Annotated in this window: 20 protein-coding genes and 1 pseudogene; 10 read left to right on the top strand and 11 right to left on the bottom strand. The window is 73.0% G+C overall.

What is annotated here, in order from left to right:
* Positions 1-23 precede the first annotated feature (23 nt).
* From AB0E67_RS26345 to AB0E67_RS26315, 7 genes are all read right to left on the bottom strand, one after another.
* Complete coding sequence (locus AB0E67_RS26345) at positions 24-1,622, bottom strand: 4-coumarate--CoA ligase family protein (RefSeq protein ID WP_362031107.1); 1,599 nt, start codon at positions 1,620-1,622, stop codon at positions 24-26.
* A gap of 118 nt (positions 1,623-1,740) precedes the next feature.
* Positions 1,741-2,949 (bottom strand): acyl-CoA dehydrogenase family protein, encoded by a 1,209-nt coding sequence (locus AB0E67_RS26340; RefSeq protein ID WP_362031106.1) that lies wholly within the window; start codon positions 2,947-2,949, stop codon positions 1,741-1,743.
* Complete coding sequence (locus AB0E67_RS26335) at positions 2,946-5,120, bottom strand: biotin carboxylase N-terminal domain-containing protein (RefSeq protein ID WP_362031104.1); 2,175 nt, start codon at positions 5,118-5,120, stop codon at positions 2,946-2,948. The genes AB0E67_RS26340 and AB0E67_RS26335 overlap by 4 nt, the downstream gene beginning before the upstream one ends.
* Positions 5,121-5,128: 8 nt before the next feature.
* The gene (locus AB0E67_RS26330) at positions 5,129-6,727 is read right to left on the bottom strand and encodes a carboxyl transferase domain-containing protein (protein ID WP_362031102.1); all 1,599 of its coding nucleotides are present in this window, start codon (positions 6,725-6,727) and stop codon (positions 5,129-5,131) included.
* A complete protein-coding gene (locus AB0E67_RS26325) occupies positions 6,724-8,574 on the bottom strand; it encodes an acyclic terpene utilization AtuA family protein (protein ID WP_362031100.1) in 1,851 nt (616 codons plus the stop codon). Before AB0E67_RS26325 ends, AB0E67_RS26330 begins: the two co-directional genes overlap by 4 nt.
* On the bottom strand, positions 8,571-9,464 hold the full coding sequence (locus AB0E67_RS26320) for a TIGR03084 family metal-binding protein (RefSeq protein ID WP_362031098.1): 894 nt from the start codon (positions 9,462-9,464) through the stop codon (positions 8,571-8,573). The genes AB0E67_RS26325 and AB0E67_RS26320 overlap by 4 nt, the downstream gene beginning before the upstream one ends.
* Positions 9,465-9,613: 149 nt before the next feature.
* Positions 9,614-10,183: a TetR family transcriptional regulator gene (locus AB0E67_RS26315; RefSeq protein WP_362031096.1), complete on the bottom strand. Its 570-nt coding sequence runs from the start codon at positions 10,181-10,183 to the stop codon at positions 9,614-9,616.
* Positions 10,184-10,304: 121 nt separating this feature from the next.
* Here AB0E67_RS26315 and AB0E67_RS26310 point away from each other — a divergent pair, with 121 nt between their 5' ends.
* Entirely contained in the window at positions 10,305-11,543 is a 1,239-nt protein-coding gene (locus AB0E67_RS26310) for a M24 family peptidase (protein ID WP_362031094.1), read from the top strand.
* A 150-nt stretch (positions 11,544-11,693) separates the two neighbouring features.
* Here the strand turns inward: AB0E67_RS26310 and AB0E67_RS26305 are convergent, their stop codons facing one another.
* The gene (locus AB0E67_RS26305) at positions 11,694-12,719 is read right to left on the bottom strand and encodes an EamA family transporter (RefSeq protein ID WP_362031092.1); all 1,026 of its coding nucleotides are present in this window, start codon (positions 12,717-12,719) and stop codon (positions 11,694-11,696) included.
* A 157-nt stretch (positions 12,720-12,876) separates the two neighbouring features.
* Between AB0E67_RS26305 and AB0E67_RS26300 the strand changes: the two genes are divergently transcribed.
* A complete protein-coding gene (locus AB0E67_RS26300) occupies positions 12,877-13,806 on the top strand; it encodes a LysR family transcriptional regulator (protein WP_362031090.1) in 930 nt (309 codons plus the stop codon).
* A gap of 248 nt (positions 13,807-14,054) precedes the next feature.
* Here AB0E67_RS26300 and AB0E67_RS26295 read toward each other — a convergent pair whose 3' ends face one another.
* Positions 14,055-16,856 (bottom strand): FAD-binding and (Fe-S)-binding domain-containing protein, encoded by a 2,802-nt coding sequence (locus tag AB0E67_RS26295; RefSeq protein WP_362031204.1) that lies wholly within the window; start codon positions 16,854-16,856, stop codon positions 14,055-14,057.
* A 732-nt stretch (positions 16,857-17,588) separates the two neighbouring features.
* On the opposite strand from AB0E67_RS26295, the gene AB0E67_RS26290 reads away from it, so the two are divergent.
* The 8 genes from AB0E67_RS26290 (at position 17,589) to AB0E67_RS26255 (ending at position 25,299) form a co-directional block, all read left to right on the top strand.
* On the top strand, positions 17,589-19,175 hold the full coding sequence (locus tag AB0E67_RS26290; RefSeq protein WP_362031088.1) for an ATP-binding protein: 1,587 nt from the start codon (positions 17,589-17,591) through the stop codon (positions 19,173-19,175).
* Positions 19,172-19,648, top strand: a complete 477-nt coding sequence (locus tag AB0E67_RS26285; RefSeq protein ID WP_351519560.1) for a roadblock/LC7 domain-containing protein — start codon at positions 19,172-19,174, stop codon at positions 19,646-19,648. The genes AB0E67_RS26290 and AB0E67_RS26285 overlap by 4 nt, the downstream gene beginning before the upstream one ends.
* Positions 19,645-20,007, top strand: a complete 363-nt coding sequence (locus AB0E67_RS26280) for a DUF742 domain-containing protein (protein WP_073785603.1) — start codon at positions 19,645-19,647, stop codon at positions 20,005-20,007. Before AB0E67_RS26285 ends, AB0E67_RS26280 begins: the two co-directional genes overlap by 4 nt.
* Entirely contained in the window at positions 19,988-20,653 is a 666-nt protein-coding gene (locus tag AB0E67_RS26275) for an ATP/GTP-binding protein (protein WP_362031086.1), read from the top strand. The genes AB0E67_RS26280 and AB0E67_RS26275 overlap by 20 nt, the downstream gene beginning before the upstream one ends.
* A complete protein-coding gene (locus AB0E67_RS26270) occupies positions 20,650-22,014 on the top strand; it encodes a cytochrome P450 (RefSeq protein WP_362031084.1) in 1,365 nt (454 codons plus the stop codon). Before AB0E67_RS26275 ends, AB0E67_RS26270 begins: the two co-directional genes overlap by 4 nt.
* Entirely contained in the window at positions 22,011-23,219 is a 1,209-nt protein-coding gene (locus AB0E67_RS26265) for a cytochrome P450 (protein WP_362031082.1), read from the top strand. The genes AB0E67_RS26270 and AB0E67_RS26265 overlap by 4 nt, the downstream gene beginning before the upstream one ends.
* Positions 23,220-23,399: 180 nt before the next feature.
* A complete protein-coding gene (gene serC, locus AB0E67_RS26260; protein WP_362031080.1) occupies positions 23,400-24,518 on the top strand; it encodes a phosphoserine transaminase in 1,119 nt (372 codons plus the stop codon).
* A 169-nt stretch (positions 24,519-24,687) separates the two neighbouring features.
* Complete coding sequence (locus AB0E67_RS26255; RefSeq protein WP_362031078.1) at positions 24,688-25,299, top strand: Uma2 family endonuclease; 612 nt, start codon at positions 24,688-24,690, stop codon at positions 25,297-25,299.
* A gap of 32 nt (positions 25,300-25,331) precedes the next feature.
* On the opposite strand, the gene AB0E67_RS26250 is transcribed toward AB0E67_RS26255, so the two are convergent.
* Both AB0E67_RS26250 and AB0E67_RS26245 read right to left on the bottom strand, forming a co-directional pair.
* Positions 25,332-25,733 (bottom strand): DUF4259 domain-containing protein, encoded by a 402-nt coding sequence (locus AB0E67_RS26250; protein WP_362031076.1) that lies wholly within the window; start codon positions 25,731-25,733, stop codon positions 25,332-25,334.
* A gap of 400 nt (positions 25,734-26,133) precedes the next feature.
* Positions 26,134-26,463, bottom strand: a pseudogene (locus tag AB0E67_RS26245) (hypothetical protein); the annotation flags it as partial.

The following is a 26,463-nucleotide window of genomic DNA, read 5'->3' as shown; positions in this document are numbered from 1 at the left end:
GCCACCTGGCGGCTCAGAACCGGTCAACGGCGCCGCTCCCGGTCCCGCAGCTCGCGGCGGAGGATCTTGCCCGAGGTCGCGCGCGGGACGGCGGCGACGAACTCGACCTGCCGGACCTTCTTGTACGGAGCGACGCGCTCGGCGACGTACGTCATGACGGCATCCGCCGTCAGCCGCTCCCCCGCCTCGCCGGGGCGGCGGACCAGGTACGCCCTGGGGACCTCGTTGCCGTCGGCGTCGGGGGCGCCGATGACGGCGGCATCGGCGATCGCCTCGTGGCCGAGGAGCAGGGCTTCGAGTTCGGCGGGGGCGACCTGGTACCCCTTGTACTTGATCAGTTCCTTCACCCGGTCGACGACGAACAGCCAGCCGTCGGCGTCGACGCGTCCGATGTCGCCGGTGTGCACCCATCCGTCGGCGTCGATCATCTCGGCGGTGGCCTCGGGGCGTCCCAGGTAGCCCTTCATCACCTGCGGTCCGCGGATCAGGATCTCGCCGACGGCCCCGGGCGGGGCGTCCCCGTCCTCGCCGTACCGGTCGAGCGGGGCGATCCGCATCTCCGTGCCGGGCACCAGTCTGCCCACCGTGCCGGGCGGCGGGTTCTCGGCGGCGAGCGGGACGACATGGGTGGCGGGCGACAGTTCCGTCATGCCGTACGCCTGACGGACCGGGGGCAGGCCCAGTCGCCGCGAGCAGGCGGCGGCGAGTTCGGCGTCGAGCGGGGCGGCGGCGCTGACGACGTACTCCAGCGAGGACAGGTCGTACCGGTCGACCGCGGGGTGCTTCGCCAGGGCGAGGACGATCGGCGGGGCCACGTACAGACCGGTGATCCGGTGCTTCTCGATCGCGGCGAGGAACTGTTCGAGGTCGAAGCGCGGCAGCACGACGACGGTGGCACCCAGGCGCAGGGGGCCGTTCATCAGAGCCGTGAGGCCGTAGATGTGGAAGAAGGGCAGGACCGCCAGGATGCGGTCGCCGGGACCCATGGGGACGAAGGGGCGCAGCTGCTCCAGGTTGGTGGCCATGGAGCGGTGGGTGAGCATCACCCCCTTGGGGGTGCCGGTGGTGCCGGAGGAGTACGGGAGGGCGGCGACGTCCTCGGCCGGGTCGATGGTGACACGGGGTTCGGGCTCGGTGGTGGCGAGCATGTCGAGGACGGAGGTGTGCCCGCCCGCCCGGTCGCAGACGAAGATCTCCTCGATGCCGCCCGCGAGTTCGGCCGCGCGGCGGGCGGTCGCGAGCAGCGGGGAGACGGTGACGATCCAGCGGGCGGAGGAGTCGCGCAGCTGCTTCGCGAACTCCTCCGCCGTGGCCAGCGGGTGGACCGTGGTGACGGTGGCGCCCGCGCGTGTCGCGCCGTGGAAGACCACGGGGTAGGCGATGGTGTTGGGGCTGTGCAGGGCCAGCACGTCCCCCTTGCGCAACCCGGCCCCGGCGAGTGCGGCGGCGACCTTGCGATGGAAGTCGTCGAGCTGCCGGTAGGTGAGGGTCGAGCCGTCGTCCGTACCGTCGATCAGGGCGGGTGCGTCGCCGTACGCGGCGGCCCGCCCGAGGACCGCGTCGTGCACGGCCGCGTCGAGTGCCCGGACGGGCGGGAGATCGCTGTGGAACACGTGTGCCATGACGGTGGGTCCCTTCGGAGCGGCGAAGGACGGCTGCCGGTGCGGCTGCGCATCGGCAGCCGCGCCGACGGGTCGCGGCGCGTGGCCGCGGCACGGTGGAGGGACAGGATGGCCCGCGTCAGTACGACTTGGGGAGCCCCAGGGACTGGTGGGACACGTAGTTCAGGATCATCTCCCGGCTGACGGGGGCGATCCGGGCGACGCGGGACGCCGTGATCAGGGACGCCAGGCCGTATTCACGGGCGAGTCCGTTGCCGCCGAGGGTGTGCACGGCCTGGTCCACGGCCTTCACGCAGGCCTCGCCCGCCGCGTACTTGGCCATGTTGGCGGCCTCCCCGGCGCCGATGTCGTCACCGTCGTCGTACAGCCGGGCGGCCTTCTGCATCATCAGCCGGGCCAGTTCGAGTTCGATGTGGGCCTGGGCGAGGGGGTGGGCGATGGCCTGGTGGGCGCCGATGGGTTCCTTCCACACCTGCCGGGTCCTCGCGTAGTCGACGGCGCGGGCGAGCGCGTAGCGGCCCATGCCGATGCCGAACGCGGCGGTCATGATGCGTTCGGGGTTGAGTCCGGCGAACAACTGGAGCAGCCCGGCGTCCCCTGCCCCGCTCTCGGCTTCGCCCGAGGGGGACACACCCCCTCCCACCAGCGCGTCGGCGGGCAGCCGTACGTCGTCCAGGACGAGTTCGAACTGCTTCTCCGCGGCCTGGAGTTCCATGTCGATGGGCGAGCGGCCGAAGCCGGGGGTGTCGCGCGGGACGATGTACAGGCAGGGCTTGAGGCGCCCGGTCCTGGCGTCCTCGGTGCGGCCGACGATCAGTGTGGCGTCGGCGATGTCGACGCCCGAGACGAAGACCTTGCGCCCGGTGAGCAGCCAGTCGGCGTCCGCTCCGGATCCGTCCCTGCGGGCGGTGGTGGTGATGCGGTGGGAGTTGGAACCGGCGTCGGGTTCGGTGATGCCGAAGGCCATGATGAGGCTGCCGTCGGCGAGGCCGGGGAGCCACTGCCGCTTCTGCTCGTCGGTGCCGAAGCGGGCGATCACCGTGCCGCAGATCGCCGGGGAGACGACCATCATCAGCAGTGGACTGCCGGCTGCCCCCAACTCCTCCAGGACGACGGAGAGTTCGGCCATTCCACCGCCCCCGCCGCCGTACTCCTCGGGGAGGTTCACGCCGAGGTAGCCCGCCTTGGCGGCCTCGGCCCACAGTTCGCGGGGGTGGGAGCCGTCGCTCACGACGGACATCATGTAGTCGCGCCCGTACCGCTTTCCGAGGGCGGCGACGGCGGCGCGCAGGTCCCGGTGTTCGTCGGTTTCGAGAACGGTACTCATCGCTTCGGTGCCTCCTGAGTGTCGGTGCCCGGTACGTGGGTGCTGGGTGCGTGGGTGCTCGGGGTCCCGTCGGTGTCCGGCGTCCGGCTGCTCGGGGTGGCGTCCGTGTCCCGTACGACTCCGAGCAGGGTGCCGACCTCGACCTGGAGTCCGGGGGTGGCGTGGAACGCGGTGAGGATGCCGGAGGCGGGGGCGAGGATGCGGTGTTCCATCTTCATCGCCTCCAGCCAGATCAGCGGCTGTCCGGCCTCGACCGCCGCCCCGGCCGCCAGTCCCTCCGCGACGCGGACGACGGTGCCGGGCATGGGGGCGAGCAGGGAGCCGGGTTCGGTGCGGTCGGCGGGGTCGGTGAAGCGGGGCAGGGCGGTGAGGGTGTACGAGCCGCCGGCGGTGTCGACGTACACCGTGCCGTGGTGGACGGTCCCCTCGTGCGGACTCTCCCCGTACGCGCTGATGGTGAAGTGGTGCGTGACCTCCCCGGCTTCGAGGGTGACGCGGTCCGGGCGGGCGGCGATGACGCGTTCCCCGGTCCCGGGGAGCGGGCCCGTGCGGCCGGCGCGGTAGACGGCCTCGTGCTCGGAGCCGTCGGGTTCGGCGCGGTAGCGCTTGACCTGGGGCCCGGAGGGGTTGTTGCGCCAGGCTCCGAAGCGGACCGGTCCCGGTCCGGGGCCCTCCCGGCGGGCGGCCTCGTCGGCGAGGGCGGCGGCCAGGGCGGCGAGGCGGAGTTCCGCCGGGTCGGGCGGCGCGGTGAGGGCCGCGAGGTGGCGGTCGTAGAAGCCGGTGTCGAGGCGGGCCGCGCGGAAGTCGGGGTGACGCAGGGACCGTACGAGCAGATCGCGGTTGGTGACCGGCCCGTGCACCCGGGCGCGTTCCAGCGCACGGGCGAGAAGGCGCACCGCCTGGTCGCGGGTGGGGGCGTGGGCGATGACCTTGGCGAGCATCGCGTCGTAGTGCACGCCGATCGTGTCGCCCCCGGTGTACCCGGTGTCCAGGCGGAGTCCGGGCTCGTCGGGTATCTCCAGCGCGAGCAGTGCGCCGGTCTGCGGCTGCCAGTCGCGGGCGGGGTCCTCGGCGTAGAGCCGGGCCTCGACGGCGTGCCCGTGCGGCTCGGGGGGTGCGGCGTCGGGCAGGGGTCCGCCTTCCGCGACGCGCAGTTGCAGGGCGACGAGGTCGACGCCGAACACGGCCTCCGTCACGGGGTGTTCGACCTGGAGGCGGGTGTTCATCTCCAGGAAGTACGGCCTGCCGTCGGGGGCGAGGAGGAACTCGACGGTGCCCGCACCCCGGTAGCCCACCGCCCGCGCGGCGGCCGTGGCGGCCTCGTGCAGCCGGGTCCGCAGCGCGTCGTCGAGGCCGGGCGCGGGAGCCTCCTCGACGACCTTCTGGTGGCGTCGCTGGAGCGAGCAGTCCCGCGTGCCGAGCGCCCAGACCCCGTCGTGCCCGTCGGCCATGATCTGCACCTCGACGTGCCGGCCGCGCTTCACGTACGGCTCCGCGAAGACCTCCCCGTCCCCGAACGCCGCCTCGGCCTCGGCCGCGGCCGCCTTCAACTCGCCCGGCAGTTCACCGAGTTCGCGCACGATCCGCATTCCGCGCCCGCCGCCGCCCGCCGCCGCCTTCAGCAGCAGCGGCAGATCGGCCTCGGTGGCGCGTTCCGGGTCGACGGGGGCGAGCAGCGGCACTCCCGCCTCGGCCATCAGCTCCTTGGCCCGGGTCTTGGAGGCCATCAGCTCGATGGCCTCGGGCGGCGGTCCCACCCATACGAGTCCGGCGTCCCGCACGGCCCGCGCGAAGCCGGCGTTCTCGGAGAGGAAGCCGTAGCCGGGGTGGACGGCGTCGGCGCCCGCCGCGAGGGCGGCGCGTACGACCAGGTCACCGCGCAGATAGGTGTCGGCCGGGACCGCGCCCGGCAGCCGTACGGCGGTGTCCGCCTCCCGTACGTGCAGCGCGTCGGCGTCCGCGTCGGAATACACGGCGACGGTGGCGATGCCGAGCGCCCGGCAGGTGCGGAAGATCCGGCAGGCGATCTCGCCCCGGTTGGCGACGAGCAACGTCGAGATCGGTGCGGAAATCGGTGCGGGGGTGGGCTCGGAGGTCGGCTCGGCGACCGACCCGGCGGAGATCGGCGTGGGCGTCGACGGGGACGTCGATGTGGACTTCTGCGTGGTCATCCCTGGCCTCACATCCGGAAGACGCCGAAGCCGCCGCGGGCGCCTTCGACCGGGGCGGTGTGGATCGCGGACAGGCACATCCCGAGGACGGTCCTGGTGTCGCGCGGGTCGATGACCCCGTCGTCGTACAGCCGCCCGGACAGGAACAGGGGCAGCGACTCCGACTCGATCTGCTGCTCCACCATGGCCCGCAGCCCGGCGTCGGCCTCCTCGTCGTACGGACGCCCCTTCGCGGCGGCGGAGGCGCGGGCGACGATCGAGAGCACCCCGGCGAGCTGCTGCGGCCCCATGACGGCGGACTTGCTGCTGGGCCAGGAGAACAGGAAGCGCGGGTCGTACGCGCGCCCGCACATGCCGTAGTGCCCGGCCCCGTACGAGGCGCCCATCAGCACGGACAGATGCGGCACCTTCGAGTTCGACACCGCGTTGATCATCATGGCGCCGTGCTTGATGATGCCGCCCTGTTCGTACTCCTTGCCGACCATGTAGCCGGTGGTGTTGTGCAGGAACAGCAGGGGGATGTCGCGCTGGTTCGCCAACTGGATGAACTGGGCCGCCTTCTGGGACTCCTCGCTGAACAGCACGCCCCGCGCGTTGGCGAGGATGCCGACCGGGTAGCCGTGGAGCGCGGCCCATCCGGTCACCAGGCTGGTCCCGTACAGCGGTTTGAACGCGTCGAAGTCGGAGCCGTCGACGATCCGGGCGATGACCTCGTGCGGGTCGAAGGGCACCTTCAGGTCGCCGGGCACGATGCCGATCAGCTCGTCCTCGTCGTACTTCGGCGGCTCGGCCGGTACCGGATCGGCGTGCGCCTTGCGCCAGTTGAGGCGGGCGACGACGCGACGGGCCAGGCGCAGCGCGTCCCGCTCGTCGACGGCGAAGTGATCGGCGAGCCCCGAGACACGGGCGTGCATCTCGGCGCCGCCGAGCGACTCGTCGTCGCTCTCCTCGCCGGTCGCCATCTTCACCAGGGGCGGACCGCCGAGGAACACCTTGGAACGGTCCTTGATCATGACGGTGTGGTCGGACATGCCGGGGACGTACGCGCCGCCCGCCGTCGAGTTGCCGAAGACCACGGCCACGCTGGGGATGCCGGCCGCCGACAGCCGGGTGAGGTCGCGGAACAGCGCGCCGCCCGGGATGAAGATCTCCTTCTGCGAGGGCAGATCGGCCCCGCCCGACTCGACGAGACTGACGCAGGGCAGCCGGTTGGCGAAGGCGATCTCGTTGGCCCGCAGCGCCTTCTTCAGCGTCCACGGGTTGGAGGCGCCGCCGCGCACGGTCGGGTCGTTGGCGGTGATCAGGCACTCGACGCCCGCCACCACACCGATGCCGGTGACGAGCGAGGCTCCCACCGGGTAGTCGCTCCCCCAGGCGGCGAGCGGTGACAGCTCCAGGAACGGGGTGTCCGGGTCGATCAGCAGCTCGATCCGCTCGCGTGCGGTCGACTTGCCGCGCTTCCTGTGCCGTTCGACGTACTTCTCACCGCCTCCCGCCCGCGCCTTGGCGTGCTCGGCGGCCAGTTCGTCGAGTTTGGCGAGCATGGCCGCGCGGTTCGCGGCGTATTCGGGGCTCGCGGTGTCGAGCCCGGTGGGCAGGACGGTCATACGGTCACCTCCGGAGCGTGGGCGGCCTCCAACAGCGTTACGGGGACGGGGAGATGCCGGGACCGCAGCCACTCCCCCACCGCCTTGGCCTGTGGGTCGAACCGGTGCCGCGCGGCGACGCCCTCGCCGAGCAGTCCGCGCACGACGAAGTTCAGCGCGCGGAGGTTGGGCAGGACGTGTCGTGTGACCTCCAACCCGGCGCATTCCGGAAGCAGTTCCTTGAACCTTTCGACGGTCAGTTCGTGCGCCAGCCACCGCCAGGCGTCGTCACCGCGCACCCAGACCCCGACGTTGGCATCGCCGCCCTTGTCCCCGCTGCGGGCGCCCGCGATCCGGCCGAGCGGGGCGGTACGGGTGGGACCGGGAGGCAACGGCGCGGGCAGCGGGGGCGGTTCGGCGTCCCGCAGGGTCCGGGTGCGCACGGGCGGTTCCTGGTGCTCGCGGCGGCCGTCGGGGAGGACGGCGATGTGCGGGACCTCGTCGGCCGGTACGTGGCGCGCCTCGAAGACTCCGTACGGGCTGCCCTTCCCGGGGGGTGCGGTGACGTGGAAGCCGGGATAGCCGGCGAGGGCGAGTTCGACCGCGGCCCCGGAGACCGCGCGCCCGACGGCCTCCGGGTCCTGGTCGCGGACGACGAGCCGGAGCAGGGCGCTCGCGGTCTCCTCGGTGGCGGCGTCGGCCCGGTCGGTCCGCGCCAACTCCCAGCGCACGTCCTCCGGTTCGGTACGGGAGCGGGCCAGCGCGTCCGCGAACTGGTCCCGGACGAGCCGCGCCTTGGCCTCGATGTCGAGTCCGGTGAGTACGAAGACCACCTCGTTGCGCCAGCCGCCGAGCCGGTTGAGCCCGAGCTTGAGGGTGGGCGGCGGCGCCTCGCCCCGCACCCCGGACAGCCGCACCCGGTCGGGCCCGTCCTGCGCGAGCCGTACGGTGTCGAGCCGGGCGGTGACGTCCGGCCCCGCATAGCGGGCGCCGCCGGTCTCGTACAGGAGTTGCGCGGTGACGGTGCCGATGTCGACGACGCCTCCCGTGCCGTCGTGCTTGGTGATGACGCAGCTGCCGTCGGCGTGGATCTCGGCTATGGGGAACCCGGGGCGGAGCAGGGGGTGCGCCCGGCCGCGCCCCCGTGCACGGTCGCGGCCTTGTTCGTGGCCGTGCTCGTGGTCGCGGCCTTGTTCGTGGCCGGGGCGTGGCCCGTGGTCGCGGCCCGGCTCGTCGTCGCGGCCCGGCTCGTCGTCGCGGAGGAAGTCGCGGAAGAAGGCGTAGTTCCCGCCGGTGGCCTGGGTGCCGCACTCCAGTACGTGCCCGGCGACGACGGCCCCGGCGAGCGCGTCGAGGTCGTCCGGCCCCCAGCCGAAGTGGGCGGCGGCGGGACCGGTGACGAGTGCGGCGTCGGTGACCCGCCCGGTGACGACGACATCGGCCCCGGCCCGCAGACAGGCGGCGATCCCGGCGCCGCCGAGGTACGCGTTGGCCGTGAGGTACCCGTCGGGGACGGGCAGGCTGTCCCCCTCCACATGGGCGACCCGCACCGGAACCCCGGTCTTCTCCGCCAACACCCTTATTTCGTGGGCGAGCCCGGCCGGATTGAGCCCTCCGGCGTTGGTGACGATCTTCACCCCGCGTTCGTGGGCGAGCCCGAGTCCCTCTTCGAGCTGGCGCAGAAAGGTGGTGGCGTATCCGCGCGCGGGGTCCTTGAGCCGGCCGCGGCCGAGGATGAGCATGGTCAGCTCGGCGAGGTAGTCGCCGGTGAGGACGTCGAGGGGGCCGCCGGTGAGCATCTCGCGCAGGGCGTCGAAACGGTCGCCGTAGAACCCGGAGGCGTTGCCGATCCGGAGTGCGGCCGTCATGCCCTCGGCCCATGGGGGGCGGGGGCGGCGTCGGGCCCTTCGGAGTCGGCGCCGGCCCCTTCGGAACGGGATGCGCGGTCGGCGGCGGGGGCGTCGGGCGACCCGGACCCGGGTGCGCGGCCGGCGCCCGGAGGTCCGGCGAACGCCTGGGCGATGTCGAGCCAACGGTCGGCGTCCGGGCCCGTGGCCCGTACGGCGAGGTCGTCCCGGTGCGCGCGCTGGGTGACCAGCAGACAGAAGTCGAGGAGCCGCCCGGTGATGCGCTGGGCGGCACTCTCGGGGCCGTAGGCGAGCAATTCACCGCCCGGGGCGTCGAGTTCGACCCGGAAATCCTCCTGGGGCACCGCGATCCCCCGTACCAGGTACGCGTAGTCCCGGGCTCGCACCCCGATCCGGGCCACATGCCGCAACCGGGCGGTCGGCGCCCTGGTCACCCCGAGCGCGTCGGCGACGTCCTGACCGTGCGCCCAGGTCTCCATGAGCCGGCCGGTCGCCATGGACGCCACGCTCATGGGCGGCCCGTACCAGGGGATCCGGGTCCCGGCCGGAGCCGTACGCAGCATCCGCTGCATCCGTTCCCGCCCGTCCCGCCACCGCGCGAGCAGCACGTCCGGGGCGGCCTCCGCCACGATCGCCCGCGCGGCCACGTCCACGAAGGTGTCGGGTGCCTCCAGCGCCTTCGCCGTCTCGGCCGCGAAGGCGTCGGGATCGGTCGCGGCCAGCAGCGCGACCCCGTCGGTCCAGGTGAGATGGGCGATCTGGTGGGCGATGCTCCAGCCGGGCGCGGGCGTCGGCGCGGCCCACTGCTCGGGGCTCAACCCCCGTACCATCTCGTCGAGTTCGCCGCTCTCGTCACGCAGATCGTCGATCACTGCTGCGACATCGGACACGGTGGGCTCCCCTCGGGGCGTGGCGGTGTGCCCAGGAGCATGACAGTGCGACCATAAACAAGCAAGCATGCTTGCATGATTTTCTGCCCCACCTGATCCCGTCCCCGGGGCCCGACGGCCCGCCCGGGACTCTGTCACCAGCGGCGTCGTCAGCGGCGCAGCGGGCGGGTGAGGTGATGCTGGACGCTGTCGCCGATCGCCGCGGCGAACTCCTCGTAGTCCATGGAGGCGAGGGGTTCCAGGCGCAGGATGTAGCGGGCCATGAACGCCCCGAGCCCCTGACTGTGCACGAGGGCGGCCCGCTCCTCGATGTCGGGGTCGTCGGGGAGGGCGGCCCTGAGCGCGGGGACGACCTGCCGGTCGAGGTACTTCTGAATGATCTGCGCCGCTTCCTCGTGCGTGGGCGCGGCCCGGTGCACCGCGGCGATACCGGGATTGGCCCCGCTCTCCCAGGGATCGAGCGCGGCCCTGGCGAACCGCATGCCCAGCTCCTCGCGCGGGGCGCTGCCGAGATCCAGGTGGGCGAAGCCCGGCTCCAGCGTGAGGGCGAACAGTTCGCCCTTGCTCCCGTAGTAGCGGATCACCATGGCGGCGGTGACGCCCGCGTCGGCGGCGATGGACCGGATCGTCGCCCTGTCGTAGCCGTCGACGGCGAAGCGCTCCCGCGCCGCCCGCAGAATGGCCGCCCTCGTGGCGGCAGACCGTTCACCGAACCTCATGCCACGACCATATCAACCACCGTTTGCAAACGGTCGTTGACAATCACGGAAGGAGATGCATACGGTCGTTTGCAAACAGGCGTTTGCAAGAACGTCCACCGCTTCGACCGGAGGATCCGCCATGGATGCCACCCTGTCCCTGACCGAGCGCGACCGCCGCTGGCGGCTCGCCCGCGACCTGATGCGCGACGAGGGGCTCGACGCGCTGCTGGTGTACGGGGAGCACGAGATGGTGCAGCCCGCACCGCACGCGCACGACGCGTACTTCACCAACGACCGGCCCGGAGCGATCGTGGTCTTCGCCCGGGACGCCGATCCCGTCGTCCTGGTCGGAACCCCCATGACCATCGGCGACCACATCGAGGCCCGCAGGCGTGGCGACGAGGTGTGGATCGCCCCGCAGAACATGCGTGTCGCCCGCCACCCGCGGGGGGTGCTCGCGGTGCTGCGCGAGCACGGGCTGGAGCGCGCGGCGATCGGTGTGATCGGCATGGACCCCGTACCGCCGTGGCACTTCGTGCCGATCATGCCCAAGGCCCTGATGGACGTCCTGACCGGCGAGCTCCCGCACGCCTCGTTCCGGGGCGTGTACCGGCCGTTCCTGCTCCGGGCGGCCCAGCAGTCGGCCGAGGAACTCGCGGTGCTCGCCCACGCGGCGCGGACCGGGGACGCCATGGCGGCGGCGATGCGCGAGGCCGCCGGTCCCGGTGTGCCGGAGAACGAGGTCTACGCCGCCGGAATGACCGAGGCGTTCCGGCGCGGCACGATCGCCCCTCCGATGATCTTCCAGGCGGGGAAGGGAACCGTCTCCTGGGGCCAGCCCGCCTGGGCCTACCGTCCGCAGCGGCCGCACGTCCTGGAGGACGGTGATGTCGTCCTCGCCGAGGTGTTCGCGTACGCGGGCATGAAGGAGACCCAGCACCAGGTCGCGATCGCCGTCGGGGACGTCCACCCGGACGCCCTGCGCGCGGAGCGGATCGCCCGCGACGCGTACGAGGCGGGGCTGGCGGCGCTGCGGCCGGGCAACGACTTCGGGGACCTGGTCCGCGCGATGTCCGCCCCGCTGGAGGAGGCCGGGGCCTGGAACGTCCACCCGCTCGTCCACCTCATAAATCCCTACGGGCCGGTCTGCGGCTGGGGCGCCGGGCTGCGCGCACAGGAGTACGCCCGGGACTACGGGCTCCTCGCGGAGATCCCCACGGTCGGCACGGAGATGCCCCTCCTGCCCGGGATGAGCTTCTCCTTCGAGCCCAACTGCGCCGTCGGCCGGCACACCGTCAACCTCGGCGGCACCGTCGTCGTCGGCGAGAGCAGCCCGGTGGAACTGAGCCCCGCGACCGCGCGCCTGCTCCCCGCCTGAACCGGTCCGCCGTACGTCCCCGGCCCTCCCGTGGGCCCGCCCCGGCACCCGGTTCAGCCCGTGCCCGTCCGGGGGCCGGGGCACGGGTACGGACGGGGCAGCTGTCAGGCGCGGCCGGACGGCACGTCAGGCGCGGTACGGGGCGACACGTCAGGCGCGGTCGAGGCGCGGCTTCCTGGCGCCCCGGGCCTGGCTTCGGACGGCGCCCATGCTCGCGCCGATGACGAGGACGATGGCCAGGGCGTCCGTCGGGGCCAGGGCCTGGCCGAGGACGAGGAAGCCGGCCGTGGCCGCTATGGCCGGTTCCAGGCTCATGAGGATCGCGAAGGTGGGGGCGGGCAGGCGGCGCAGCGCCATGAGTTCGAGGGTGTACGGCAGCACGGAGCTCAGCAGCGCGACCACCGCGCCCAGTCCCAACGTGGACGGGACCAGAAGTTTCGAGCCGGACTCCAGGACGCCGAGGGGCAGGGTGAGGAGGGCGGCGACCGCCATGGACAGGGCCAGGCCATCCGCTTGCGGGAAGCGGCGGCCGGTGCGGGCGCTGAAGACGATGTACGTGGCCCACATGGCACCGGCGCCCAGCGCGTACGCGGCGCCCACCGGGTCGAGACGGTCGAAGCCCCCGCCGCTCAGCAGCACGACACCGCCCAGCGCGAGCCCCGCCCACACCACGTTGACCAGGCGGCGCGACGCGATCACCGAGAGGGCGAGCGGACCCAGCACCTCCAGGGTCACGGCCGCACCCAGCGGAATGCGGTCGGCCGCCTGGTAGAAGAGCGTGTTCATGCCGGCCATGGCCACGCCGAAGGCCAGGACGGTGCCCCAGTCGCCGCGGGAGTATCCGCGCAGCCTCGGGCGGCAGACGATCAGCATCGCGAGCGCGGCGACGCCCAGTCGCAGAGTGACCACCCCGAGCGCCCCGGCCCGGGGCATCAGCAGGACCGCCACCGAGGCGCCGAACTGGACGGAGAGGCCGCCCGCGACGACCAGGGCGATCGGGGCGAGCGCCGCCGCCCGGCCCGGGGCTCGGCCGGAACCCGGTGCTCCGGCGGAATCGCGTGCGCGGACGGAACCCGGTGCCGTGTCGGCCCTGGCCACCGTCTCCGGCACGGCGACGGTGGCCACCCGTTCCGTCGCCGCCGCCTCTGCCGCCGCGCTCCGGTCGTTCGCGTCCACCTGCGCCGTTCCTCCCGAATCCCGTCATCATCAGTGCATTCCGCTGAACTGCCCGATCGAAAATACTGCACCGGACCGAGCGGTTCCGCCTCCTTACGGTAGGTATCTCCGCGTGCCATGTGAAATGCCGGTTGGACTCCGGTTATGCTCCGCGCGCATGAGCCTTGGACCCAGCGATGACCCCCGCACCGGGGCCCCTCCGGACCTCGGGCGGGACCGCGGCATCGAGATCCGTCATCTACGCGCCTTCCTCGCCGTCGCCGACGAGGGCAACGTCACGCGCGCCGCCGCCCGGCTGCGCCTCACCCAGCCCGCGGTCTCGCGGACGCTCGCCGCCCTGGAACGGCGCCTCGGCGTCCGGCTCGTCGACCGGTCCACCCACCATCTGGTCCTCACCCCCGAGGGCGTCGCCTTCCGGGACCGGGCCGTCGCCGCGGTCGCCGCGTTCGACGAGGCACTCGGCCCCGGCGGGCCGCGCCTGAGGCCGCTGCGGGTCGGGCACGCCTGGTCCGCGTTCGGTCCGCACACCACACCGCTGCTCCGGTGCTGGCAGGAGCGGTATCCGTCGACCCCGCTCGAACTGCTGCGGATCGACGACCGCACCGCCGGGCTCACCCGGGGCGAGGTCGACGCCGCGCTGCTGCGCGGACCGGTGACGGCGCCCGGGCTCGTCACCGAGGTGCTGTTCGAGGAGCGCCGGGTGGCCGCCGTGGCGGCGGACGGCCCGCTCGCCGCCCGCGCCGAGCTCCGCCTCGCCGATCTCGCGGACGGCACCGTCGTCCTCAACACCGTCTCCGGCACCACCGGCCTCGACCTGTGGCCGCCGGACGCCCGCCCCGCCGCGACCCTCACCGTCGCCAACACCGACGACTGGCTGACCGCCATCGCGGCGGGGCGGGGCGCCGGGGTCTCCGCCGCGTCCACCGCCGAGCTGCACCCGCACTCCGGCGTCGCCTACCGTCCGCTCGTCGACGCCCCGGCCCTCCCCGTCCTCCTCGTCCGGCGCGACGCCCCAGGCCACCCCGCGCTGCCGGACCTCCTCGCCCTCGCCCGCGAGATCGTGCGCTCCCGGGGCGTCGGGGGGTGAGGTGCCGGGGGTCAAGATCGGGGCCCGCGCCCGGGACCGAGGCCCGGCGGCACGTCAGGGCCCGGCCGTACGTCAGAGCCCTGCCCGGAGCCGGGGCCGACGCTGAGGTCCAAGGACGGGGTCGGGATCCGGCCGTACGTCAGAGCTCGCCCGTACGTCAGAGCTCGCCCGTACGCCAGAGCCGGGGCCGAGGCCCAGGGACGACATCGGGGTCCGCCCCGATACCGGCCCCGGGGCCCCGGCGTCCCTCACCCCTCCTGCGCGCTCTCCGGCGGCCCGTCCGGCGGGTCCTCCGGCAGATCCTCCGGTCCTTCCCCCCGCGGCCCGTGCCGTAGGCCCTCCGCCAGCACCTCCGCCATGTGGCGTGCCCGTACCCCGCCGCCCAGTTGCGCCAGTTGCGTGCGGCAGGAGAAGCCGTCCGCCAGGATCACCGTGCCGGGCCCGGCCTCCCGTACCGAGGGGAGCAGTTGCTCCTCCGCGCACGCCACCGACACCTCCCAGTGACCGCGCTCGAAGCCGAAGTTCCCCGCGAGACCGCAGCAGCCGCCGCTCAACTCGCCGCTCATTCCTGCCCGTTCGCGCAGGCGGCGGTCCGCCTCGTCGCCCAGGACCGCGTGCTGGTGACAGTGGGTCTGACCGGCGACCGGACGGTCCAGGCGGGGCGGCCGCCAGTGCGGGGCGCACTCCTCCAGGTACTGGGCCAACGTCCTTACGGACGAAGCGAGTTCGGCGGCCCGCGGGTCGTCGGGGAGGAGTTCGGGCAGGTCGGTGCGGAGGGTGGCGGCGCAGCTCGGTTCGAGGACCACGATCGGGTCGCCCAGGACCGGGGCGATCCGGTCCAGCGTCCGGCGCATCACCGCTCGCGCCCGGTCGAGCTGGCCGGTGGAGACATAGGTGAGGCCGCAGCACAGCCCGCGACCGGGCGTCAGCGCGGTGCGGCCCGCCGACTCCAGGACGCGGACGGCCGCCCGGCCCACCTCGGGCGCGAAGTGTTCGGTGAACGTGTCCGGCCACAGGAGGGCCACCCGGTCGTTGGAGAGGATCACGGTCCCCCTGCCCAGGCGTCGCCGCAGCCACCGGCTGAACGTCTCGCGGGCCGGCACCGGGATGTCGCGCTCCGGGGCGATCCCGGCGAGCCGCTTGGCCAGGGCGGCCAGGGGACGCACCCGGGCCAGGGCGTTCAGCGCGCCCGCGAACGGGGCCGCCAGGCGCAGCCACCGCGGCAGCCGGCCCATCGCGTAGTGCGCGGCCGGGCGCGGGCGACCCCGGTAGTGGTGGTGCAGGAACTCCGCCTTGTACGTGGCCATGTCGACGCCCACCGGGCAGTCGGTGCGGCAACCCTTGCAGGCGAGGCAGAGGTCGAGCGCGTCGCGCACTTCCGTCGACCGCCAGCCGTCCGTGATCACCTCGCCCGCGAGCATCTCGTGCAGCAGCCGGGCCCGGCCCCGGGTGGAGTGGGCCTCCTCGCCGGTCACCCGGAACGACGGGCACATCACATCCGTGCCCGCGGGCACGGCCGTACGGCACTTGGCGACGCCCACGCACCGGCGTACCGCCGCCGTGAAGTCGCCGCCGTCGTGCGGGTAGCCGAACGCGACGTCCACCGGGCGTCGCGGCAGCACATCGAAGCGGAGGTTCTCGTCGAGCCGGGCGGGGCGGGCGAGAACGCCCGGGTTCATGCCGCCGTCCGGGTCCCAGATGTCCTTGAACCGGGTGAAGAGGTCGACCAGTCGGTCCCCGTACATGCGCGGGAGGAGTTCGGCGCGGGCCATGCCGTCGCCGTGTTCGCCGCTCAGCGAGCCGCCGTGCGCGACGACCAGGTCGGCGAGGTCGGTGGAGAAGCGGCGGTAGCGGGCCACGCCCTCGGGGGTCAGCAGGTCGAAGTCGATCCGGACGTGGACGCAGCCCTCGCCGAAGTGGCCGTACGGGGTGCCGCGCAGTCCGTGCTCGGCGAGCAGGGCGCGGAACGCGCGCAGGTACGCGGCGAGCCGGGCGGGCGGCACGGCGCAGTCCTCCCAGCCGGGCCATGCCTCGGTGCCGTCGGGCATGCGGGTGGCGGTGCCGGCGGCGTCCTCGCGGACGCGCCACAGGGCCCGTTGCCCGGCCGGGTCGGTGACCACCATGCCGTCCAGCGGGTCGGCGGACCGCAGGATCCGTTCGGCATGGGCGCGGGCCTCGGCCGGGGTGGCGCCGCCGGTCTCGACGAACAGCCAGGCGCCGCCGCGCGGGAGCCCGGCCGACGTCCGTACGAGGTCGGCGGCCCCCCGTACGAGATCGGCGGCCATGCCCTCCACGGTCAGCGGCCCGTACGGGAGGAGGCCGGGGGCGGCCTCGGCGGCCGCGGACTCGTCGGCGTAGCCGAGGACGGCGAGCGCGCGGGCCGCCGGTGCCTCGACGAGTCGTACGGTCGCCTCCGTCACCACGCCGAGCGTGCCCTCGCTGCCGCAGAACGCGCGGGCGAGGTCGGTGTCGCGTTCGGGCAGCAGCGCGTCCAGGGCGTAGCCGGAGATCCGGCGCGGGAGTTCGGGGAATCCGGTGCGCAGGAGTGCCAGGTTGGCGTCGATGAACTCGCGGAGCCCATCGGGGAGTTCGGCGTCCCGGCCGCGGCCCGCCCGGAGGGTGGAGCCGCCGTAGCGGGCCACGGTCAGGGTGTCCACGTTGTCGGCGGTGGTGCCCCAGGCGACCGAGTGCGCCCCGCAGGCATTGTTGCCGATCATGCCGCCGAGCGTGCAGCGACCGTGCGTGGACGGGTCGGGGCCGAAGGTCAGGCCGTACGGGGCGGCCGCCGCGCGCAGCTCGTCCAGGACCACGCCCGGCTGGACGACCGCCGTACGGGAACCGGGGTCCAGCGCGGTGATCCGCCGCATGTGGCGGGTGAGGTCGAGCACGACCCCGGTGCCGGTGGCCTGCCCTGCGATGGACGTCCCGCCGCCGCGCGGCACCACGGGCACCCGGCGCTCGCGGCAGACGGCCAGCGCGGCGGCCACGTCGTCGGCGTCGCGCGGGGTGACGACACCGAGCGGTACGCGGCGGTGGTTGGAGGCGTCCATCGTCGTCAGCGCCCGTGCGGTGGGGGTGAAGTCGACCTCTCCGCGGACCGCGGCGCGCAGGGCCCGGGCGAGCGCGTCGCGTTCCGCCGGTCGCGCGTCGTGATCCGTCCGCTTCGTTTCGCGATCCGCCGGGTCGGCGTCGTTCCCTGTCGGTCGTGCGTCGCGTCCCGTCGGGTCGGCGTCGTTCCCTGTCGGTCGTGCGTCGCGTCCCGTCGGTTCCTGGTGTGCGGCCATCGGCCCAGGATGCCGTCGGCGGGGCGCCCGCGCGCCCGGACCGCGCACGTTTCCCGCGAATGCCTCAACGCGATGGAACAAGCCGAAACAAGCCGGGGCAAGCTATAACAAGCCAGAACGAGCAGGAACGGGCCAGAGCGAGCCGGAACGAGACGAAATATGCCTGAAATGCTCCTGAACGCGCCGGAAACACACCCGAACGCGCCCGAACACAGTGGATTCACGGCCTGTCCCGCCTCCGACGCACAGCCGGACACGTCGCCCCATACATAAACAGAGAAGGCCACAAGACCTTCCCAAAGAGAGCGTCAATTCTCATATAGTGACCACGACTTACCTGGGAATAATCAACTCCAGTTGTCGCCCGACCCGAAGCCGTACCGAACCATCCCGATAAGCCCTGTTCACCCCAAATACTCCCCCCGACCGGTCCGCCCGGCCCGAACGTTCCGTCGGACCGCCCGGCCCGCCCGCCCCCGTCCGCCCCAAGGACTCCACTTGAGCGCCTCATCCCGGCCGACCGCACTGGCCCTGCTGATATCACTGGCCGTCACCGGTTCCCTGTGCCTGTGGGCGGTCGTCGCCGCCCCCGACTCGGTGCGGACTCCCCTGGCCTGGGGCGCGGGCGCCGCCGCCGTGCTGCTGTCCACCGCCGTGGCCGCCACGGTCCACGCCCGTGCCACCGCGAACCGGCTGCGGGCGCGTCTCGCGTCGGAGACCCAGCGGTTCACCGGCGAGATCAGCAGGCTGGTGTCCGCCTCCGCCGCCGAGGGCCAGCGGTTCACGGCCGAGACCGCCCGGATCAAGGCCGCCGCCGACGCCGAGAGCGCGCGGATCGCCGCGCAGGCCGCGGCCGAGGCCGGGCGGCTGGCTGCCGAGGTGGAACGGCTCGCCGCCCGCGCGGCCCGCAGCGAGAGCGAGCGTTCCGCCGCGATCGCCGCCTGCGCCAACGCCGCGGGCCGGATGCAGGCCCTGGCCACCAGCATGCTCGCCGACCTGCGCGAGATGGAGCACCGGCACTCCGCCGAGGACGTGCTCGGCGACCTGCTCCACCTGGACCACCGCACCGCCCAGGCGGGCCGCCTCGCCGACTCCATCGCCGTGCTGACCGGCGCCCGTTCCGGACGGCGCTGGGCCAAGCCGATCGTGATGGAGTCCATCCTGCGCGGCGCCATGGGCCGGATCAGCGGATACCAGCGGGTACGCCTCCACTCGACGAGCGATGTCGCGGTCTCCGGTCACGCCGCCGAGGGCGTCATGCACGCGCTCGCCGAACTCATCGACAACGCCGCCAACTTCTCGCCGCCCACGGCCGAGGTCCATGTGTACGTCGAGGAGGTGCCGGCCGGCATCGTCGTGACCGTCGAGGACAGCGGCCTGGTCATGAGCGATGTGCAGCTGCGCCGCGCCGAGCGGGCGGTGTCCGCCACCGACCAGGACCTGACGGGGCTCTCCGGCACCCGGCTCGGCCTCGCCGTCGTGGGCCGGCTGGCCCGCAAGCACGGTCTGACCGTTTCGTTCCGGCCGTCCGCGCGCGGCGGCACGGGCGCGCTGATGATGCTCCCGCAGGAGATCCTCACCCGGATCGCTGCCCCGGCCGCCGCCCCCGTCGCGTCCCAGGCCCCCGTCCAGGCCCCGGCCCGGACCGTCGCCCCCGCACCGGCCCCGGCCGCCGAACCGGAGCCCACGCACGGCACGGCCGCCCCGGCCGGCCCCGACGACTTCCCCCGCCCGCGGAACGCGGCGGCCCCCGCGCCCACGGCTCCGGCCGTAGCCCCTGGCCCGGCCGCCGCCCCGGCGCCCGCCGCGCCCCCGGCCTCCGCCGCGTCCGAGACCACCGGCGGCCTCCCCCGGTTCGGCGAGAGCGGGCTCCCCCGGCGCCCCCGCGGCCGTACCCTCGCCGCCGCCGAGGCCCGCATCGCCGAGGCCCGCAGCCGCGCCGACGACGCCGGAGGCACCGATCCCACCGGCGAGACCACCCGGCCCCGTGCCGCCGACCCCAAGGAACAGGCAGCCCGCTTCAGCAGCTTCCGCCAGGCTGTCCGGCCCAACACTCCGCACCCGGAAGAAGGCAACACCCGATGACCGCGACCACCGACGAGAAGCTCAACTGGCTGCTGGAGGGGCTCCTGGAGCGCACCCCCGGCGCCCGCCACGCCCTTGTCCTGTCCAGGGACGGCCTCAAGCTGTGCCGTACCCCCGAGCTGACCGTCGACCAGGCCGACCAGCTGGCCGCGATCTCGGCCGGCATCCAGAGCCTCTCGCAGGGCGCGTCCGTCGAGTTCGGCGACGGCACCGGCGGTGTACGGTCCGCGATGACCGAGTTCTACGGCGGTGTGCTGTTCATCGTCGAGGCCGGGGCGGGCGCCCACCTCGCGGTCATCGCCTCCGACCAGGCGGACGTCGGCCTCGTCGGGCACAACATGAGCGAACTCGTCGAACAGCTCGGCGAGCACCTCAGCGCCCCGCCACGCTCCTCCGTCGCGAACACGGGCTCCGCCACCGGGACTCCCGGAGCGACGGGGTCCACCTCCGTCGACGCGACCGCGACCGTATGAGCCGCCCCCGCCCCGGCCGGGACGACGCACCCGACCGGCTGTACACCCTCACCGGGGGCCGCAGCCGGTCCGACTCGGACGTGTTCGACCTGGTGACCCTGGTGGTCTCCGAGTGCGAACCGACCCCAGGCATGCAGTCGGAGCACGCCACGATCCTGCGGATGTGCGCCCTGCCCACCGCCGTCGTCGAGATCGCGGCGGTCCTCGGACTGCCCGTCAGCATCGTCCGCATCCTGCTGTCCGATCTGCTGGCCACCGGCCGGATCAGCGCCCGCCACCCACGTACCGCCCGGGTCGCGGACCGGCTCCCCGACCCCGACATCCTGGAACAGGTGCTCGTTGGACTCCGCAACCTCTGACCGTGCCGCCCTGCGGGCGACCGCCGACAACGGACTGAAGATCGCCATCGTCGGCGGCTTCGGGGTGGGCAAGACCACCATGGTCCGCTCCGTCAGCGAGATCCGTCCGCTGAACACGGAAGAGACCATGACCAGCGCGGGCGAGGCCGTCGACCACCTCGACGGCGTCCACTCGAAGACGGCCACCACCGTGGCCTTCGACTTCGGCCGGATCACCCTGGACGAACGCTCCGTGCTGTACCTCTTCGGCGCCCCCGGTCAGGAACGCTTCTGGTTCCTGTGGGACCGGCTGTTCTCGGGCACGCTCGGCGCCGTCGTCCTCGTCGACACCCGCCGGCTCGCCGACTCCTGGTACGCGATCGACCGCCTGGAGCACCACGGCGCGCCGTTCATCGTCGCCTGCAACGACTTCGGCGGACCGCTCCACACCGAGCAGCAGATACGGGAGGCGCTCGCCCTCTCCGACGACGTGCCCCTGGTGGAGTGCGACGCCCGCGACCGTTCGTCCAGCAAGTACGTACTGATCACGCTGGTCGAGCACCTGCACACGCTGTCGCGGCGCCGCCTCGCCGCCGAGTCCTCCGCCGACCCGTCCGCCATCCCTCCGGCGACCGCGCCGGAGATGACCCCGGAGCCCACGTCGTGACCCAGCCCCCGGCGCCGTCCTCCGGCTGCCCCTTCTCCCAGGGCCGCGTACCGCTGTCCGGCCCCCGGTTCCAGACCGAACCGACCCGGCTGTACCGGGAGATGCGCCGCGACCACGGGTCGGTGGCGCCCGTCGTCCTCGACGGGGACGTCCCGGCCTGGCTGGTGCTCGGCTACCGCGAACTGCACCAGGTCACCGGCGACCCGGTGCTGTTCAGCCGCGACTCCGACCTGTGGAACCAGTGGGACCGCATCCCCGACGACTGGCCGCTGCTGCCGATGATCGGCCGCAAGCAGCCGTCGATCCTCTACACCGTCGGCCCCCGCCACACCCAGCGCGCCGCGATGATCAGCGACGCGCTGGAGGGGGTCGACCCGTTCTCGCTGAAGCGGTACGCGGAGGAGTTCGCCGACGGCCTCGTCGACCGGTTCTGCTCCACCGGCGGCACCGACATCATCGCCGACTACGCGATGCTGCTCCCGGCGCTCGTCCTGGCGAAGATCTACGGCTTCGCCGACACCATCGGCGCCGCGCTCGTCGGCTCGCTCAACGACATGATCGACGGCCGGGAACGGGCCCTGGCCGGGCAGCAGCACCTCGCCACGTCCATGTTCCAGCTGCTGGTGGACAAGCACGCCGCGCCCGGCGACGACGTCGCGACCCGGATGCTGGCCGACCCGGGCGGCTTCACCGACGAGGAGGTCGCCCAGGACCTCATGGTGATGATGGCCGCGGGACACCAGCCGACCGCCGACTGGATCGGCAACTCGCTGCGGCTGATGCTCACCGACGACCGCTTCGCCGCCTCCCTCTCGGGCGGCCGGCACAGCGTCGCCGAGGCCATGAACGAGGTGCTCTGGGAGGACACCCCGACCCAGAACGTCGCGGGCCGCTGGGCCTCGCGCGACACCCGCCTCGGCGGACGCCACATCCAGGCCGGCGACATGCTGCTGCTGGGCATCGCCGCCGCCAACTACGACCCGCAGGTACGCACCGACGGCTCCGCGCTGACCGGCGGCAACAACGCGTTCCTCTCCTTCGGCCACGGCGAGCACCGCTGCCCGTTCCCGGCCCAGGAGACCGCCGAGGTCATCGCCCGCACCGGCATCGAGGTGCTGCTGGACCGGCTCCCCGACATCGACCTCGCCGTCCCGGCCGAACAGCTCACCCGCCGCCCGTCTCCCTGGCTGCGCGGCCTGACCACCCTGCCGGTGACGTTCACACCCACGCCCGCCATCGGTTCCCCGACCGGCACCGCCCTGGCGGCCGCCATCGGCCCCGTCACCGCATCAGCCACCGCGTCAACCACCGGATCAGCCCCAGGATCAGCCACTGAAGCCGCCATCGGAGGCGCGAGATGACCCGGATCGTGCTCGACCCCTTCGTCACCGACCTCGACGGCGAGTCCGCCCGGCTGCGGGCCGCCGGTCCGCTCGCCGAGGTGGAACTGCCGGGCGGGGTGCCCTGCTTCGCCGTCACCCACCACGCCGAGGCCCGGGACCTGCTCACCGACGGCCGCCTCGTGAAGGACATCAATGTCTGGAACGCCTGGCAGCGCGGCGAGATACCCCTGGACTGGCCGCTGATCGGCCTCGCCAACCCGGGCCGCTCCATGCTCACCGTCGACGGCGCGGACCACCGCCGGCTGCGCACCCTGGTCGCCCAGGCCCTGACCGTCAAGCGGGTGGAACGGCTGCGCCCCGGCATCGAGGCACTGACCGCGGCGAGCCTGGACCGGCTGGCCGCCCTGGCCGAGGACGGGCCGGTCGACCTGAAGGCGGAGTTCGCCTACCCGCTGCCGATGAACGTGATCAGCGAGCTCATGGGCGTCGACAGCGCCGACCACCCCCGGCTGAAGGGCCTGTTCGAGAAGTTCTTCTCGACGCAGACCCCGCCCGAGGAGGTCCCGCAGATGATGGCGGACCTCGGCGCGCTCTTCACGAAGATCGTCGACGGCAAGCGGGAGAACCCCGGCGACGACCTCACCAGCGCCCTGATCGCCGCGTCCGAGGACGGCGACCAGCTCACCGGCGAGGAGATCGTCAACACCCTCCAGCTGATCATCGCGGCCGGTCACGAGACCACGATCAGCCTGATCGTCAACGCGGTCGTCGCGCTCCAGACCCACCCCGAGCAGCGCGCACGGGTGCTGAAGGGCGGGGTGCCGTGGGAGAACGTGATCGAGGAGACGCTGCGCTGGTCCACGCCCACGTCCCACGTCCTGTTCCGGTTCGCCACCGAGGACGTCGAGGTGGGCGACCGGATCCTGCCGAAGGGCGAGGCGCTGATCGTCTCCTTCGGTGCGCTCGGCCGCGACGAGGGACAGCACGGGCCGACGGCCGCTGACTTCGACATCACCCGCTCCCCCAACCGCCACATCGCCTTCGGCCACGGCCCGCACGTCTGCCCGGGCGCGGCGCTCTCCCGGCTGGAGGCGGGGGTGGCGCTGCCCGCGCTGTACGAGAGGTTCCCGGACCTGGAGCTGGCCGTCCCCGCGTCCGAACTGCGCAACAAGCCGATCGTCACCCAGAACGACCTGTACGAGCTGCCGGTGCGCCTGGCCTGACGCGCCCGGTGCGTGGACCTCGGTACGCGGCCCATGCGCAGGGGTCCGCGCACCGAGGTCCACGCACCGGAAAGGAAGTCGTCCACGCACCGGAGCGGGCATCGTCCACGCACCGGAGCGGGTGTCTCATCCGACGGACATCGTCCTCGGAGCCTGCCATGAGGTACTACGCTCCGGTTCGTGGCCGATATCCAGATTCCCGCTGACATCAAGCCCGCCGACGGACGCTTCGGCGCCGGTCCTTCCAAGGTGCGGACGGAGGCGCTCGACGCCCTGGCCGCCACGGGTACGTCCCTGCTCGGTACGTCCCACCGCCAGGCCCCGGTCAAGAACCTGGTCGGCTCGGTCCGTCAGGGCGTGCGCGACCTCTTCTCGCTCCCCGAGGGCTACGAGGTGATCCTGGGCAACGGCGGCTCCACCGCCTTCTGGGACATCGCGACGCACGGTCTGATCGAGAACAGGTCCCAGCACCTGACCTTCGGCGAGTTCTCCTCGAAGTTCGCGAAGGCCGCCAAGCTCGCCCCGTGGCTGGCCGACCCGTCCGTGGTCGCCTCCGCCCCGGGCACCCACCCGGAGCCGCGGGCCGAGGAGGGCGTGGACGTGTACGCGTTCACGCACAACGAGACCTCGACCGGTGTCGCCGCGCCGATCGAGCGCGTCGCGGGCGCCGACGAGGGCGCCCTGGTCCTGGTGGACGCCACCTCCGGCGCGGGCGGCCTGCCCGTCGACATCACCGAGTCGGACGTCTACTACTTCGCCCCGCAGAAGTCCTTCGCCTCCGACGGCGGCCTGTGGATCGGCGTGTTCTCCCCGGCGGCCCTGGAGCGCGCCGCGCGCGTCCACGCGTCGGGCCGGCACATCCCGGAGTTCTTCAGCCTGCCCACGGCGATCGACAACTCCCTCAAGAACCAGACGTACAACACCCCGGCCCTGGCCACCCTCTTCCTCCTGAACGAGCAGCTGAACTGGCTGAACGGGCAGGGCGGTCTGGACTTCGCGGTCCGCCGCACGGCCACCTCGTCCCGGAACCTGTACGGCTGGGCCGAGGAGTCCAAGTACGCGACGCCGTTCGTCTCCGACCCGGCCAAGCGCTCGCAGGTCATCGGCACGATCGACTTCTCGGACGAGATCGACGCCGCGGCCGTCGCCAAGGCGCTGCGCGCCAACGGGATCGTCGACACCGAGCCGTACCGCAAGCTGGGCCGCAACCAGCTGCGCGTGGCGATGTTCCCGGCGATCGACCCGGCGGACGTCCAGGCGCTGACGGCCTGCATCGACTACGTGATCGAGAAGCTGTAGCGGTCCCACCCGCGCCGGCGGCCCCGACGCCCGGCGAAGGTCCCCGTGCACGTCGGTGCGCGGGGACCTTCGCCGTTCACCCGACCGGGTGGCGGGCGACCTTCCGGGCCCGGACGGCCGGATCGTCCTACGATGATGACCTCGACATCATCCCTTCAGGAGGCCCGCAATGTCTGCAGCAGCAGTCGAGCACCCCTGTGACGGTGAACCCGAGCCCCTGCTCGACACGGCCAACAGCCTCATGGAGCAGCACCCGGGTTACCGTGTCGAGATCATCGGAGGCGTCATCACCGTGGCTCCATCCCCGGACGGACCGCACGCCCGAGTGCTGACCAAAGTCATGCGCCCCTTCATCGCAGCCGGTATCGATGACGGCGAGACCGAGGTCCTCCAGGGCATCGGCCTGTGGCTCCCCAGCGGCCCGGCGGACTACGCCATCCCCGACCTGTCCGTCGTCGACGCCGATTTCGACGAGCACATGGTCGAGAACAACTGCTACGACCCGGCCGTCTTCCGTCTCGTGCTGGAGGTCACCTCCAGCAACTACAACAACGACCTGCGCAACAAGGTCGCCGCCTACGCCGAGGCCAAGGTCCCGGTGTATGTGATCGTCGACCGCAAGCACGGCCGGGTGCACGTCCTGACCGACCCCATGGGGGGCGGGTACGACAACCACCAGGTGTATGCCCCCGGCCAGTCCGCCCCGCTCCCGGACTCGATCGGTGCCCCGGTGGCCCTCGACGTGGACGATCTCATCCGGGCCGGGCGCGCCCGCGCCTGAACCCGGCCGCGCCCGGTCGCCGTCGGGCGCGTTCAAGCGCTCGCCGCGACCAGCACCTCCCGGAGCCGGACGATGCCCGCCGTCCACGTCTCATCGCCCTCCCACAGCTCGCGCATCTCCGAGTTCTCGCCGAGCACCGTGTCGAGCGCCTTCACCGCGAGCGGGCGCAGGTCCGCCGGAAACTCGGGCAGCGGCTTGTCGGGGCCGTACGCGGTGGTCACCGGCTCCCCGCCCGGGCACTGCGCACCGATCAGCGCCGCCGCCGCGACCGCTTCCGCCGCCTCGTCGCTGTCCAGGAAGTCCGTCGCGGCGACGGCGATTTCCAGGACCTTGCGGATCAGCGCCGGCCGTTCGGCCTCGGGGGTGTCGTCCAGGCGTCCCGAGAAGTCCGCTGCGGAGTCGTTGTCGAAGTGACCGGTGTCCCAGGTGCCCATGGCGGTGTCCCCTCAATGCGAATCGGCGTCGGCTCAGTGCGAGACGACGTCGGCCGGTGCACCCCACCGGCGAGCGCCATCCTCACACCCGCCACTGACAACGGCATTTCAGCGGGCTTCCCTACCGGGCTCCCTGTGACTGGGCGAGACAGTTGCCGCTTGGGCGCGACACCTGTCACTGAGCATCTGGGAGCCCGATATCGGTAGCAACGATGCCGGACGGAAGAGACGATGCGCAGGCGAGTCGTCGGTTTGGCCACCGGACTCCACACGTTGAACCGCTCTCTTGGCCAGAGGATGTCGGATCTCAACCAGGCTTGTGTGTGGGGGGAGTTGTGTCGCAAACGATGGCTCCCGTACGGCAGCCGAGCGTTGGAAATTCGGCGCATCTGGTGCGGGGTCAGACCCCCGCGGACGTCCGGGCGTCCTTGGCGGGTGTCACGGGCGCCGCCGCAGGGTCGCTGCCGTGCCCTTTCGGGGACCCGAACCAGGCCACTGCCACCGCGCCCGATACGGCGAGCACGAACCCGGTGATCGCCGCCCAGGCGAAGCCGGGACGGGAGGCATCGCCGAGCCACAGCACGCCGATGACGCCCGGCAGGACGGTCTCGCCGACGACCAGCGCGGCGGTGGCACCGTTGACCGAGCCGATCTGCAGGGCGACCGTGTGCAGGTACATGCCGCCGATGCCTGCCACCAGGATCGCGTAGAGCGCCGGGTCGCAGAGCAG

The organism is Streptomyces sp. NPDC032161 (genome assembly GCF_040636995.1).
Lineage (GTDB): Bacteria > Actinomycetota > Actinomycetes > Streptomycetales > Streptomycetaceae > Streptomyces.
This window is presented reverse-complemented; position numbering and strand designations above follow the sequence as displayed.